This is a genomic window from Arthrobacter sp. P1_A5 (assembly GCF_056406825.1).
Genome location: NZ_JBFTZL010000102.1, coordinates 1 through 14,108 on the forward strand (window position 1 = coordinate 1; position 14,108 = coordinate 14,108).

Annotated in this window: 13 protein-coding genes and 1 pseudogene; 2 read left to right on the plus strand and 12 right to left on the minus strand. The window is 67.7% G+C overall.

Features of this window, described 5'->3' with window-relative positions:
* A pseudogene (locus AC1D1S_RS13800) lies at window positions 1-106 on the plus strand (methylisocitrate lyase); the annotation flags it as partial.
* Window positions 107-168: 62 nt separating this feature from the next.
* Window positions 169-1,308, plus strand: coding sequence for a bifunctional 2-methylcitrate synthase/citrate synthase (locus AC1D1S_RS13805; protein ID WP_028277410.1), 1,140 nt, complete (start codon window positions 169-171; stop codon window positions 1,306-1,308).
* Between the two features lie 93 nt (window positions 1,309-1,401).
* Here the strand turns inward: AC1D1S_RS13805 and AC1D1S_RS13810 are convergent, their stop codons facing one another.
* The 12 genes from AC1D1S_RS13810 to AC1D1S_RS13865 all read right to left on the minus strand — a co-directional run bounded on the left by AC1D1S_RS13810 (window position 1,402) and on the right by AC1D1S_RS13865 (window position 13,040).
* Window positions 1,402-1,884, minus strand: coding sequence for an 8-oxo-dGTP diphosphatase (locus tag AC1D1S_RS13810; RefSeq protein ID WP_028277411.1), 483 nt, complete (start codon window positions 1,882-1,884; stop codon window positions 1,402-1,404).
* 35 nt (window positions 1,885-1,919) lie between these two features.
* Complete coding sequence (locus AC1D1S_RS13815; protein WP_028277412.1) at window positions 1,920-2,315, minus strand: hypothetical protein; 396 nt, start codon at window positions 2,313-2,315, stop codon at window positions 1,920-1,922.
* Window positions 2,316-2,683: 368 nt separating this feature from the next.
* The gene (locus AC1D1S_RS13820) at window positions 2,684-3,187 is read right to left on the minus strand and encodes an RNA polymerase sigma factor (RefSeq protein ID WP_243179569.1); all 504 of its coding nucleotides are present in this window, start codon (window positions 3,185-3,187) and stop codon (window positions 2,684-2,686) included.
* Between the two features lie 126 nt (window positions 3,188-3,313).
* Window positions 3,314-4,324, minus strand: a complete 1,011-nt coding sequence (gene xerD / locus AC1D1S_RS13825) for a site-specific tyrosine recombinase XerD (protein WP_476994720.1) — start codon at window positions 4,322-4,324, stop codon at window positions 3,314-3,316.
* An 11-nt stretch (window positions 4,325-4,335) separates the two neighbouring features.
* On the minus strand, window positions 4,336-4,998 hold the full coding sequence (locus AC1D1S_RS13830; protein WP_476994717.1) for an NUDIX domain-containing protein: 663 nt from the start codon (window positions 4,996-4,998) through the stop codon (window positions 4,336-4,338).
* Window positions 4,999-5,025: 27 nt separating this feature from the next.
* The gene (locus AC1D1S_RS13835; RefSeq protein WP_043436300.1) at window positions 5,026-6,819 is read right to left on the minus strand and encodes a CTP synthase; all 1,794 of its coding nucleotides are present in this window, start codon (window positions 6,817-6,819) and stop codon (window positions 5,026-5,028) included.
* Window positions 6,820-6,919: 100 nt separating this feature from the next.
* On the minus strand, window positions 6,920-8,656 hold the full coding sequence (gene recN, locus AC1D1S_RS13840) for a DNA repair protein RecN (RefSeq protein WP_243179570.1): 1,737 nt from the start codon (window positions 8,654-8,656) through the stop codon (window positions 6,920-6,922).
* Between the two features lie 3 nt (window positions 8,657-8,659).
* A complete protein-coding gene (locus AC1D1S_RS13845) occupies window positions 8,660-9,697 on the minus strand; it encodes an NAD kinase (RefSeq protein WP_476994718.1) in 1,038 nt (345 codons plus the stop codon).
* 22 nt (window positions 9,698-9,719) lie between these two features.
* Window positions 9,720-10,532 (minus strand): TlyA family RNA methyltransferase, encoded by an 813-nt coding sequence (locus tag AC1D1S_RS13850; protein ID WP_243179571.1) that lies wholly within the window; start codon window positions 10,530-10,532, stop codon window positions 9,720-9,722.
* The gene (locus AC1D1S_RS13855; RefSeq protein WP_476945379.1) at window positions 10,529-10,867 is read right to left on the minus strand and encodes a hypothetical protein; all 339 of its coding nucleotides are present in this window, start codon (window positions 10,865-10,867) and stop codon (window positions 10,529-10,531) included. Before AC1D1S_RS13855 ends, AC1D1S_RS13850 begins: the two co-directional genes overlap by 4 nt.
* Before the next feature lie 9 nt (window positions 10,868-10,876).
* Complete coding sequence (locus AC1D1S_RS13860; protein ID WP_028277419.1) at window positions 10,877-11,866, minus strand: HAD-IIA family hydrolase; 990 nt, start codon at window positions 11,864-11,866, stop codon at window positions 10,877-10,879.
* Between the two features lie 4 nt (window positions 11,867-11,870).
* The gene (locus AC1D1S_RS13865; RefSeq protein ID WP_476994719.1) at window positions 11,871-13,040 is read right to left on the minus strand and encodes a hypothetical protein; all 1,170 of its coding nucleotides are present in this window, start codon (window positions 13,038-13,040) and stop codon (window positions 11,871-11,873) included.
* Between the last annotated feature and the right edge of the window lie 1,068 nt (window positions 13,041-14,108).

Below are 14,108 nucleotides of genomic sequence, written 5' to 3' on the forward strand. Positions count from 1 at the left end.
GGTTGGAAGCATGCTGACCCGTGCGCGTTTGTACGATCTCGTTGATTACGAGGCTTACAACCGTTTCGATACCGGAGTCTTTAATTTCCAGATCCCAGGTAAGTAAGCCCCGCATAGAACCTCCGGCACGTGCCGGTACACAGGCGTTAGGAACAAAGGAGTTTCAGCATGGCTGAACAGGACATTAAGAAGGGCCTCGCCGGCGTCGTGGTGGACTACACCGCGGTCTCCAAGGTCAACCCGGACACGAACTCGCTGCTGTACCGCGGCTACCCCGTCCAGGAACTGGCTGCCAAGTGCAGCTTCGAGGAAGTCGCGTACCTGCTCTGGAACGGCGAGCTGCCCGACGCGGAGCAGCTGGCGGAGTTCACCGCCCGGGAACGCGCCGGGCGTGCCCTGGATCCGGTCGTCAAACAGGTGATTGACGCGCTGCCCACCACCGCGCACCCCATGGATGTCTGCCGGACTGCCACGTCGGTGTTGGGGGCCCGGCACCCCCTTGCCGAGGACGCCTCGCGCGAAGCCAACCTGGCCAAGGCCATCGATCTGTTCGCCGCGATGCCGGCAGTGGTGGCCTACGACCAGCGGCGCCGGCACGGCCAGGACGTGGTGGAGCCCCGCGAGGATCTGGGCTACGACGCCAACTTCCTCTGGATGACGTTTGGTGAGGAAGCCGTCCCCGAAGTAGTCGACGCGTTCAATGTCTCCATGATTTTGTACGCCGAGCACTCCTTCAACGCCTCGACCTTCACGGCCCGGGTCATCACCTCCACGCTCTCGGACCTGCACTCTGCCGTGACCGGCGCCATCGGGGCCCTCAAGGGCTCGCTGCACGGCGGTGCCAACGAGGCCGTCATGCACACCTTTGACGAGATCGGCATCCGGCCGGAGGAGTCCCTGGAGGACGCCCACGTCCGGGCCAAGGCCTGGATGGAGGACGCCCTGGCCCACAAAAAGAAGGTCATGGGCTTCGGCCACCGCGTCTACAAGCACGGCGACTCCCGGGTGCCCACCATGAAGTCGGCGCTGGACAAGATGATCGCGCACTATGGCCGGCCGGAGCTCCTGGGCCTCTACAACGGGCTCGAGACGGCGATGGACGAGGCGAAGGGGATCAAGCCGAACCTCGACTATCCGACCGGCCCCACGTACCACCTCATGGGCTTCGACACGGCCACGTTCACCCCGCTGTTCGTCGCCAGCCGCATCACAGGCTGGACGGCGCACATCATGGAGCAGCTGGATTCGAACTCCCTGATCCGCCCCTTGAGCGAGTACAACGGCGTCGAGGAACGGCACCTGGCGTAGCAGGGCTTCCTGCGGGACGCACGGGACTGGACAGCCGGCACGGGCCGGCCACCTATTCGTAGGTGGCCGGCCCGTGCTGTTTGCCCGCGGACTTCAGCGCCGCGGGATCCGGACCGACGCAACGGTCTCGTTGTCCTCGTTCAGGACCACGACGACGTCGATCGTTTCGCCTGCCAGCGCCGGAGGCAGCCAGTGCCCCGCATCCTGCCACATCCGCTCCAGCGGCAACGCCGCGGAGTCGAACCATTCGGGCGTTATTTCGGGGCTCTCGGCGGGTTCGCCGTGCCACCGCCGGGTGGTGAAGAGCCGGCACGACATGTTCCAGTCAGGCCGGGCCGGAAAGATGAACTCGACAACGCCGGCGTGGGCCAGGTCCTCTTGGAGCACTATGATCCCGGCTTCTTCCCAGACCTCGCGGACCACGGCCTCGGCGTCGCTCTCCCCCGGCTCCACGTGGCCGCCGATTCCCACGATCTTGCCGATGCCAAAGCCGGTCCTCTTCATGCCCAGCAGCACCTCGGTGCCGCTCTCCGCATCACGGAGCGGGAAGCAGAGAGTGACGGGCGTGAGCTTCATGTGCTCAACCCTATAGCTGCCGCAGGCTGCCGGCGCTATCCGGCGGCCGGGCCGTCGCCGACAAGCTGCTGCCTCAGTTCGACCGGTATCCCTTTCTGCGCGAATTCCTTGTCCATGGCCTGCTGCGGCGTGAGGCCCTGGTTGTTTGTGGCTTGGAACTCCCAGTTGTAGACGCTGGACCACTCCTGCCGGACATCGCAGAGGAATCGGCCGTTCTGCAGTTTGGCGATCTTGAACCAGGCGTTGCCGCCATCGAGCTGGAGTGCCCGGATACCGTCACCGGAAATGGAGTAGGCGAGCCATCCGCCGGCGCAGCCCAGCACCGTGTAGTAGCCCTGTTCGGCGGGGGCAATCGGGATGATCGCGCGCTGCTGGTCATTGCGCTGCTGGTCAATGTTGGCCAGGGTGCATGCGACCCCGCCGGTGCTCAAAGCGGCAGGACTCGCTTTCGTGGGAGACGACGGGGCGGCTGGTGAGGCAGCGGACGGGGTTGGGGACGACGGCAATGGGCTCGCGGAGACAGTCGGGGCCGGGATGCCCGTCTGGGCAGGCCCCGGTGCTGGTTGGGGCATCAGATTGCCGCCGACAACCACCGCGCCAACGATGGCTGCAGCGGCCAGTACAGTCGCGGCCGCAGCCCGCACGGCATTGCGTCGTGCCGGAGTGCGCCCTGCCAAAAGGACGACATTCGGATCCGTGGAAAATACGATTGAGCGGGCAGAGTCGCTTCCGGACTCTGCCCCCGGCGCTCCCACCCGAGGTTTTGCATCCCTCATGAGCTGTTCGATGCGGTCCATGGCTAGTCCTTCCGTTCGGTCATGAGATGTGAGGGGGCAGCTTTCGCGAACGCCCGGCGTGCCCGGTGCAGGCGAACCGCAGCGGCGGATGAAGAACATCCCAGCGTCTGCGCCATTTCAGCGATGGTCAGCTCGTCCCAGTAGGAGAGCATAAGGACTTCGCGGTCCCGCTCCCTGAGCTGCACCAGCACCTCTGCCACGGCGGCTCGTTCTTCATCGTTTGACCCGGGGGCTTGGCTGCGGACATCGTCTTTCAGCCTTTCGACAAGTTCCTGGCGGCGCCGGCGGCCCTTGTACTCATTGCCGACCACATTCCGGGCCGTTGCCAACAACCAGCCAATGCCGGGCGGTTCCGCCAGCTCCTTCTCCCAGGCAATTCTGAAGACGTCCGCGGCCAGTTCCTCGGCGCGGTGCCCGTCACTGATACGGCACGCAATGTAGCGGTAGACCCGCGCGGAGTGCTGGGTGTGCAGATCAATGAACGCTTGCTCTTTGGCAGCCAACATGGTGGTTCCCCCGGACATCGATGACTTCTTCTTGATGTGTAAGTGTCCAGTGAACGGCATTTCCTTACACAGGCCCGCAAAAAAGTTCGCCGTAACCGGCGCGGTGCGGGACCGGCGGACTATACCTTAGCCCAGGGCGCGCGGGTGCGCGGCGGCATAGATCTCCCGCAGCGTATCGGCCGTCACCTGGGTGTAGACCTGCGTGGTGGTCACCGAGGCGTGCCCCAGCAGTTCCTGCACCACCCGGACGTCGGCGCCGCCCTCCAGCAGGTGGGTGGCGAAGGAGTGCCGCAGCGTGTGCGGCGAAACGTCCTTGGTGATGTGGGCCTTGTCCGCCGCCGCCTTCAAAATGGTCCAGGCGCTTTGCCGGCTGATCCTGCCGCCGCGGGCGTTGAGGAACAGGGCAGGGGTGCCCTTGCCCTTGGCGGCCAGCAGGGGCCGGCCGCGGACGAGGTAGGCGTCAAGGGCTCGTGCCCCATAGGATCCGAGCGGGACGAGGCGTTCCTTGGAGCCCTTGCCGAAGAGCCTGACGATCGCGGGCCCTTCGCCGGCGTCGGACCCGCCCGAGGTATGCAGGGAAATGTCGTCAACGTCCAGGCCCACGGCTTCGCTGATGCGGGCACCGGTGGAATAGAGGAATTCGAGCAGCGAGCGGTCGCGCAGGCCGGTCGCCGTGTCCGTGCCGGCCGCCTCGAGGATCCGGGTGACCTCGTCGATGCTGATGGCCTTGGGCAGCCGCTTGCCGGGCATGGGCGGGTGGACGTCGCTGGCCGGGTCGGTGGACGTGATGCCTTCGAGGGCCCAGAACTTGTGGAGTCCGCGCACAGCCACCACCGTCCGGGCCGCCGAGCGGATGCCCAGGGCCGAGCCGCCGTCGGACCCGTCGGAGAGCGCCTGAACGAAGGCTGTGACGTCGTGCCGGGTGATCTCCGCGGGGCGTTCCCGGCCCGCGTGGGCCAGATGCCTGGCGTAGCGGGCCAGGTCCCGCYGGTAGGCGGAGAGCGTGTTGGCCGCGAGGCCCCGCTCCACGCCCATGTGCTGCAGGTAGTCAGTGATTGCGCGGTCGATCGCCGTCACCGCCCGGGCGGGCGGGCGCTCGGGAGCGGCTGCCTGCGCCGGGGCCGGCGGTTCGGCAATCAGCGGTTCCACTAGCGCTGGCTGGGATGGGCGGGCCAGGGCGCGTCGGCCGGGCGGAGGCTTTCGAAGTTGCCCGCGCGGGCGGCGGCAGCAGCCAGGACGCCGACGACGGCGGACGGGTTGTGGAGGCGGCCGTCAAGGACCGCCCGCACGGCCTCGTCCAGCGGGGTCCAGCGCAGTTCGATTTCGGCKTCCTCGTCGGTGCGGACGTGCCGCTCATGTCCCGGCACCTCACTCAGGCCGCGGGCCAGGTAGATGCGGATGGCCTCGCTGGAGGAGCCCGGGGAGTTGAAGAAGTCCGCCAGCACGTTCCAGCGGTCCGCGACGAGGTCTGCTTCCTCGGCCAGTTCGCGGGCGGCCCCGACGACGAAGTCCTCCCCTTCGACGTCAAGCAGCCCGGCGGGGATCTCCCAGAGATCCATGCCGACGGGGTGCCGGTACTGCCGGAGCAGCAGCACGTCGCCGTCGTCGTTCATCGGGAGAACCGCCACCGCGCCGGGATGGTCGATATAGTCCCGGACCAGGGTGTCGCCGTCGTCGTTGAGCTGGAAACTGTCGCTGACGACGTCCCAGATCCTGCCCTCGTACACCTTCCGGGACGACAAAAGACGGCGCGGGCTCGGCTCATCCGAAACCTGCCGTGCAGCATTGGGGGTCTCAGACATACCGGGCATCGCGCCGTCCTTTGATTCAGTTGGAAATTACTTGGACACTGCTGCCGACGAGGGCTTGGGCGCAGGTGCCGGGGCATCGGCCTTTGCACTCGGGCTGCTGCTGGCAGCGGGCGCGGCATCGCCGGCCCGCTGGTGGCCAAGGGCAGCCTCAATCAGGCCCGCGAACAGCGGGTGCGGGCGCGTGGGCCGCGAGCTGAGCTCTGGGTGCGCCTGCGTGGCCACGTAGTACGGGTGGACGTCGCGGGGAAGTTCCACGAACTCCACCAGCTTGCCGTCGGGCGACGTTCCGGAGAACGACAGGCCCTTGGCGGCGATCTGATCGCGGTACTTGTTGTTGACCTCGTAGCGGTGGCGGTGCCGTTCGCTGACCTTGGTGGCGCCGTAGGTCTCGGCGACGACGGAGCCTTCGTCGAGCTTGGCTTCGTACAGGCCCAGGCGCATGGTGCCGCCAAGGTCGCCCTTGCCGTCAACGATGTCCAGCTGCTCTTCCATCGTGGCGATGACGGGGTACTTGGAGTCCGGCTCGAACTCGGACGAGGACGCTCCTTCGAGGCCGACTACGTTGCGGGCGTACTCGATCACCATGCACTGCAGGCCCAGGCACAGGCCCAGGACCGGGAGCTTGGTTTCGCGGGCGTACTTCAGGGCGCCGAGTTTGCCTTCCAGGCCGCGGATGCCGAAGCCGCCCGGAACGCAGATGGCGTCGACGCCGGCCAGGGACTGCACGGCACCCTCGCGGGTTTCGCATTCGTCCGAGGGGACCCAGCGGATCTTGACCTTGGTGTCGTTGGCGAAGCCGCCGGCGCGCAGGGCCTCAGTGACGGACAGGTAGGCGTCCGGCAGGTCGATGTACTTGCCCACGAGCGCGATCTCAACTTCGTGCTTCGGGTTGTGGACGGCGTCGAGCAGCTTGTCCCAGCTGGTCCAGTCCACATCCTTGAACGGCAGGTCCAGGGCGCGGACGATGTACGAATCCAGGCCCTGGGAGTGCAGGGTCTTCGGGATGTCGTAGATGCTCGGTGCGTCCGGGCAGCCGATCACGGCGTCGATGTCGACGTCGCACATGCGGCCGATCTTGTCGCGCATCGGCTGCGGGACTTCGCGGTCGGACCGGATCACGATTGCCTCGGGCTGGATGCCGATGGAGCGCAGCGCGGCAACGGAGTGCTGCGTCGGCTTGGTCTTCAGCTCCTGCGACGGGCCGATGTACGGCACGAGGGACACGTGGAGGAAGAACACATTTCCGCGGCCGATGTCCTGACGGACCTGGCGGGCGGATTCGAGGAACGGCTGGGACTCGATGTCGCCCACCGTGCCGCCGATTTCGGTGATGATGACGTCGGGGGCGTTCTTGCCCTCGGCCGGAAGCCGCATGCGCCGCTTGATCTCATCGGTGATGTGCGGGATGACCTGGACGGTGTCGCCGAGGTATTCGCCGCGGCGTTCCTTCGCGATGACTGTCGAGTAGACCTGGCCGGTTGTGACGTTGGCCGATCCTTCGAGGTTTTCATCGAGGAAGCGCTCATAGTGGCCGATGTCCAGGTCCGTCTCGGCGCCGTCGTCAGTGACGAAGACTTCGCCGTGCTGGAAGGGGTTCATCGTGCCCGGATCCACGTTCAGATAGGGATCGAGCTTTTGCATTGTTACAGACAGACCGCGTGCCCGCAGGAGGTGGCCGAGGCTCGAAGCCGTCAGTCCCTTACCGAGCGAGGACGCTACACCACCGGTGACGAAGATGTGTTTGGTCGTCTTGGACGAGCCCGGAAACCGGGAATTTACACGAGAGTTTGATCGCTGCACCACGGGGTTTGAGCTTATCATCAATTCGGCCTTCCACGGGTTCCTTGGCGGGATCCCGATGTGATTGTTGTCCTAGCAGCGGTCCCTGCGGGAGTCCCTGCGGAGGTCCTTTCGGGCCCGCCTAGCTTTGCGGGAGGAGTTTGGCGTCGTCCAGCAGCTCCTGGGCGTGGGCCTGGGCTGATTCGGAGTCCTCCTGGCCGGCCAGCATGCGGGCCAGTTCGCGGACCCGCTCGGCCTCGTCCAGCAGCTGCACGTCGCTGGAGGTGAAGCCGGTGGCGGTAGCCCCGTCAGCGCCCCGCACGGAGGTCTTGGTGACCCTGATGTGCTGGTTCGCGAACGCAGCCACCTGCGGCAGGTGGGTCACCACGAGGACCTGGACGTGCTGGGCCAGCATCGCCAGCCGGCGCCCGATCTCGACGGCGGCACGGCCACCGACGCCGGCGTCGACCTCGTCGAAGACAAACGTCGGGACGGGATCGACGGCGGCAAGCACCACCTCAATGGCGAGCATGACGCGGGAGAGTTCACCGCCCGAGGCGCCTTTGCCCAGCGGCCGGGCCGGCGCGCCGGAGTGCGGCTGAAGCAGGAAGGAGATTTCGTCGGCCCCGAACGGTCCCAGCTGGCCCGCGGACTCCACATTGATGACCAGGGTGGCATCGGCCATGGCCAGCGCCGTGAGCTCCGCGCTGACCCGCGCGGAGAGGTCCTTGGCGGCCTTGCTGCGGGCCTTGCTGATCCCGGCGGCCTTCTTCCGGAGCTCGGTTTCGGCCCGGGCGACCTCGGCGTCCAGCGCTTCGATCCGGGTGGAGTCGTCCTGGAGTTCCTCATGCCGGGCCCGGGCCTCCTCCGCCCAGACCAGCACCTCGTCAATGCTCGGCGCGTACTTGCGGACCAGCTTGGCCAGCGCGGCCCGTCGGTCCTCGATTTCGGCGAGCCGTTCCGGGCCCTCCGTGTCAAGGGCGGCCTGGTAGCTGGCGAGTTCAGCGGCGATGTCGTTGAGCAGGAAACCGACCTCGGCCAGGCGTGCCGCGGCGGAGCCCAGCTCCCCGTCGTGTTCGGCAACGTGCTCCAGGGTGCGTTTGGCAGCGTCTACGAGGGTGGTCGCGTCGGCTTCTTCACCGAAGTCCTCGGCGATGAGCGCCTGGTGGGCGGTGCTGGCCGCGATCCGCAGTTCCTCGACGTTGGCCAGTTTCACGGCCTCGGCCTTGAGGGCCTCGTCCTCCCCCGGCTGCGGGTCCACGGCGTCGATCTCGGCCAGGGCTACGTGCAGCGACTCGGCCTCGCGGAGGCGTTCACGCGCGGCACTGCGCAAGGAGTCCAGCTCGCCCTGGCTGGCATGCCAGTGCGCGTAGAGGTCCTGATAGGCGGCAAGCGCGCCGGCAAGGCTCTCGCCGGCGAATTTGTCCAGGGCTCCGCGTTGCGCCACCGGGCTCTTGAGCCGGATCTGGTCCGACTGTCCGTGCACCACCACGAGGGTTTCGCCGATTTCGGCCAGCACCCCCACCGGCGCGGCGCGTCCGCCCAGATAGGCCCGGCTGCGGCCGTCGGCCCCGACGCTGCGGGCCAGCAGGAGTTCCACACCGCCGTCGAACTCCTCCACCTCGGCCCCGGCTTCCCTGGACCGCGCGACGGCAGCGTGGCCGGCGTCGAGCTTCAGCACGGCCTCCGCCGAGGCGCTCTTCGCGCCGCTGCGGACGGCGCCGGCGTCGGACCTGGCACCGAGGAGCAGCCCGACGGCGGTCACCACCATGGTCTTGCCGGCGCCGGTTTCACCGGTCACCACGCTGAGGCCCGGGCCCAGCGGCAGGGTGGCGTCGGTGATGACGCCGAGGTCGCGGATACGCAGTTCTTCAAGCATGGTTCACTTCTCGGTTGTGGGATCTGGCGAGGGATCGGGCGCGTCGGCAGTTCCCTCGTGGCGCGGCGAGGGAAGCGGCGGCATGGGACGGGGCGTGCGGATGATCGGGAGGGGGCCGGTGTGGATGGCCCGGGTTTGGGGCACGGGGYCGCGCCAGCCCTGGATGGGGAGCTGGAATTTGCGCACGAGCCTGCCGGAGAAGGGGGTCTGGTGTGTCCGCGCCAGACGCACGGGCGTTGCGGAGCGGGTCACTTCGACGCGCGCGCCGGGCGGCAGATCCACCGAGCGGCGGCCGTCGCACCAGAGGACACCCTGGGCGTCGGTGCGGTTCAGGATCTCGACGGCGAGGCGGGACCGGGGCGAAACCACGAGCGGCTTCGCGAAGAGGGCATGGGCGCTGATCGGCACGATCAGGAGGGCCTCGACCTCGGGCCACACCACGGGACCGCCGGCGGAAAACGCGTAGGCCGTGGAGCCTGTGGGCGTGGCCAGGACCACGCCGTCGCAGCCGAATGAGGTCAGGGGGCGTTCGTCGACTTCGGTGACCACCTCCAGCATCCGTTCCCGGTTGCCCTTTTCGATCGCGGCCTCATTCAGGGCCCAGGTGTGCCAGATCTTCTGGCCGCGGACCCAGACCTGGACGTCGATCGTCATGCGCTCCTCCACCGTGTAGTCACGGCTGGCGATCCACTCGACGGTCTGGGCGAGGTCGGCCCGTTCGCTCTCGGCCAGGAACCCCACGTGGCCAAGGTTCACTCCAAGCAGCGGCACGTCGACTTCGCGGACCAGTTCGGCAGCCCGGAGGATGGTGCCGTCCCCGCCGAGCACCATGACAAGTTCCACCTCGGGCAGCTTCACGTGATCGTGAAGGACCTCGACCGGGTGGTCGAGCCGGCCGAAGAAGCGGACCATGTCCCCGAGCTCGTTCTCCTGCAGAACGGGGACCAGCCCGGATTCGTGCAGCAGCGCACACGCTTCCCAGGCAGCCTTGAGGGACTCCTCGCGCCCTGTGTGGGCCAGGATCAGGACACGCCTGCTCATCAGGTTCCGCCTTCTGGTGGTACTAGTGGTTCGGCCAGATTGTTCCGAGCAACGCAGCAACAGCTGCGTCCCGCTCCTCGATCTTAGGCGGGACTTCCGACATCGCGCGTTTTATCCACAGGAAGTATTCGACATTGCCGTCCTGGCCCGGCAGCGGGCTCTGGGCGAGGCCTGACAAGACCAGGCCCGCATCCACGGCGGCGGAAGCCACCTTGCCCACGGCGAGCCGGCGTTCGCGTTCCGAGGTGACCACGCCGGTCCGGCCCAGCCGGTCCTTGCCGATCTCGAACTGTGGCTTGACCATGAGGACGAGGTCGCCGCCGGGCAGCGTGCAGGCCGCGAGTGGCGCCACCACAAGCGTCAGCGAGATGAAGGACAGATCAGCCACCGTCAGGGCGGCCGGTCCGCCGATTTCCGCGGCCGCCATGTAGCGGACGTTGAGGCCTTCGTGCACGGAAACCCTGGAGTCATTCCGGATTTCCGGCACCAGCTGGCCGTGCCCCACGTCGACGGCCACCACGTGGGCAGCACCGCGCCGAAGCAGCACATCCGTGAACCCGCCGGTGGAGGCGCCGGCGTCGAGGCACCGTTTGCCTGCGACGTCGACGGCGGGAAAGGCATCCAGCGCGCCGGCCAGCTTGTGCCCGGCGCGGCTGACGTAGCCGTCCTCGGCCGAGGCCGTGACGTCCAGCGCGGCGTCCTCCGGGACCTGCAGCGACGCCTTGGCGAGGACCTCGCCCCCGGAGCTCACCTTGCCCTCGGCAATGAGCCGGGCGGCATGGGTACGGGACCTGGCGAGCCCCCGGCTGACGAGTGCCTGGTCGAGCCGGCTCACGATCCCCCGTTCCCCGCGGCATGGATACGGCGCGCCACGCCGGCGTGTCCGGTCACGTCTTCGTTCAGGGCCTCCAGCAGGGCATCATGCATGCCTGCATACACTTCGCCGTGCCCGGACACAGGCATTTGCCGCACGGCCCCGAGGCGGTCCAGGACAGCGTTGACAGCCGGATCCAGGACTGCTGCCGCGTGCTCTGCTGCCGCATGCCCGGACAGCTCCGCCGGGAGCTGCTGCGTCGGCAGCTCGGGCCAGGCGACGTCGGCCGCAGGGGTCGGCGCCTCAGCCGGCTGTTCGTCTGGGGCCTGGTCCAGTCCCTGGTGTAGCTCGCTCATGTGTCCAGCCTAGTGATCGGACCACTCGAGGACCGGAGGCAGTGCGCTGGTCGTCTCGGGGTTTGCGGCCCACCAGGCCGAACAGGCGGCACGCCACGAATCGAGGTCGGCGGGGTCGCCGCTGATGTGGACCGACTGCCCCCGCACGATCGCCGAGGCCGTGCCGCTGCGGAACCGCCCGGCGTCGTGCTCTACGGCAGGGTATGGCGCGTACAGGCCGGTCAGGTCATTGATGAGGAAATCGGGGCGTTCCACAGACCGTGCCGCGAGGATCGATTCCCTTGTGTCCACTCCGGTCAGCACGGCGACGGTGGCGAAACCGGCGTTGTTGCCGCCCAGGATGTCGGTGTCCAGGCGGTCACCGACGACCAGCGGCCGGTCCGCCGCCAGCCGCTTGGCGGCCGTGTGGAACAGGGGGGCTTCGGGTTTGCCGGCCACGATCGGGCTCTTGCCGGTCGCGGCGGCCACGGCGGCCACGAGCGTCCCGTTACCGGGGGCAATTCCACGCGCCTGGGGAATGGACCAGTCCGTGTTGGTGGCCACCCACAGGGCGCCGCCGGCGACGACGTACGACGCCTCGGCGAGGTCCTTCCAGCCAAGTTCCGGACTAAAGCCCTGAACGACGGCGACGGGGTCATCCTCCGCGCCGCGGACGGGAACCAGGCCAACCAGTTCAATTTCCCGGGCAAGTGCGGCACTGCCCGTGATCAGCACGTGTGCCCCGGCCGGCAGCATCGACGCCAGCAGCGCTGCCGCCGCCTGCGAGGAGCTCACCACCTGGTGGTCCTCGGCGGGGGCGCCGAGATCGCGCAGGTGTTGGGCCACCTGTGCAGGGGAACGGGATGCGTTGTTGGTGACGTAGCCCAGTCCGACGCCCACCCCGGCCAGCCGGCGCAGCGACTCGACGGCCCCGGGAATGGCGTTGGGCCCTGCATAGACAACGCCGTCAAGGTCAGAGAGCAGGGCATCAAAGGTGGAGATCAGGGCGGTACCCGTCATGCGATTAGTCCTCCACACTTTCGTGCTGGGCCTGCTCTGAGTCAGCGGAGAGTTCCTGGTCCGCGTCATCGTTCAGTTCCAGGTCGGACTCGGCGATCGCTTCGCCGTCGGCTTCGTCCTCGGCTTCGTGATCAGCTTCGTCATCAGCTTCGTCATCAGCTTCGTGATCAGCTTCGTCATCAGCTTCGTCGAGCACGTCGGATTCCACTGAATCCAGGTCGGACTCGGGGTCGTCAGACTCGAAGTAGTCGGCTTCGGCGTCGTCGCTGGCGAGCTCATCGCCCGCGTTCAAGCCGGCCACACCGGCTGCGGCGCCGGTGGCCTCTGCCGCGGCAGCGGCAGCGGCAGCGGCACCTGCGGCACGCGGTGCGCGCTCTTCGGTTCCGGCGTGCGTGGCGGCATGCTCCTGCGCCCGGAGGCGGCGCTGCCGTTCCTCCTCGCGGGCTTCTTCTTCCTCGTCCCAGCCCAGATCGATGATGTCGGGTTCCTCGTCAGCCCCGAGGCCCAGCGCGTTTTCCGCCACAGTGGCCTGGCGTTGCCATTTGGTGGCTTCGGCAGCGCGGCCAGCTGCCGTCAGCGCGTCAGCATAGGCACGGAACAGCCGGGGGCTGTAGGAAAAGGCGCGGTTGATGTCCAGCTGCGGGATTTCCAGTTCGGAAACCGCGGCGTCGAGCTGCCCGAGGTCGGTGCGGGCACCGGCTGCAACGATGGCCAGTTCCACCTTGCCGGGGGCGTCGAGATCCTTGGCTTCGTCGGACCGGGCCATGTCCAGTGCACGGTCCGGGCGGCCAAGGCCGCGTTCGCAGTCGGCCATGACCGGCAGGTGCATGTTGGAGCCACTGATCCGGCGGTAGGTCCGGAATTCCCGAAGGGCTTCACCATAGTGGCCGGCTGCGTAGGCGGTCAGGCCGACAGCTTCGCGGACGGACGCGAGGCGTCCGCCACGGCGGCTGGCTGCCAGGGCATGCTGGAAGGCAAGCTCAGGTTCCTCGTCCAGGAGCCGCCCGGCCATGACGAGGTGGCGGGCCACCCATTCGGCGCTGGTGACTTCGAGGGTCTTGATCTGGTGCTGCGTGGCACGGTCAAGCTCCTTGCCCGTGACGTCCTCGTCGATCTGGGGTGAACGCTCCCGGTCGGGGCGGTTGGCGCTGCGGAGGTCGCGGGCATTGGGCACGCGAACCGGACGGTCCTCGGGGCGGTCGCGTCCGTACTGGCGCGGGCCTGAGTCGCCACGGTCGAAGCCCCGTGCGGGACGATCCTCGCGGGTGCCAAAGGGCTTGCGGTTCTCGCCGCCGCCGCTGTACGGCTTGCGGTCACGGTCGCCACCGCCGCCGAAGCTGCGTTGACCCCCACCTTCACGCGGRGCACGRTCGCCATAGGGCTTACGGTCACGGTCGCCGCCGCTGTACGGCTTGCGGTCACCATAGGACGGACGGCTGTCGCCACCAAAGCTGCGCTGACCCCCACCTTCACGCGGAGCACGRTCRCCATAGGGCTTACGGTCACGGTCACGGTCGCCGCCGCTGTACGGCTTGCGGTCACCATAGGACGGACGGCTGTCGCCACCAAAGCTGCGCTGACCCCCCCGCTGTACGGTTTACGGTCACCATAGGACGGGCGGCTGTCGCCACCAAAGCTGCGCTGTCCCCCGCCTTCACGCGGGGCACGGTCACCATAAGGCTTACGCTCACCGCCGCCACTGTACGGCCTACGCTCGCTGTTTCCGAAGCCGCGCTGATCCCCGCCCTCACGCGGAGCACGATCGCCATACGGCTTACGGTCACGGTCTTCCCTGGAACGGAATCCGCGGGGATCGCCGCCAGAGTTGCTGGTGCCGCGGAAAGGGGCTCCATCGGAACTGCGTCCGCCAGAGTTGCCGTGGGCCTTGCCACCGCGGTTGCCATCATTGTGCTCAGCCATGCTGGAATCCTCCTGTTGTGAGCTGACCACTGGCGCAATCGCAGCCGCTCTGTTCCGTGTTTCGTTTCCTACGCAACCCGAAATCAAGCGCTTCGAAGTCCGTACATCTCCCCCAATTCTAGGCGAGCAACCCGCCACCGGCTAACGGCACCAGGTCAACGGGGGCCGCGGTGGGAAGTCTCACAACCTGCCGGGGCGCTTCTGTCAGCGGCCGCCGGCTGGCGGGCAGCTCCCTGATCCAGGGGCGGCTGACGGCGGCTGTGACGCTCTCTCACATTTGGCGGGATGTCCTGTGACACTCCCTCACCTTGGGCGGGATGTC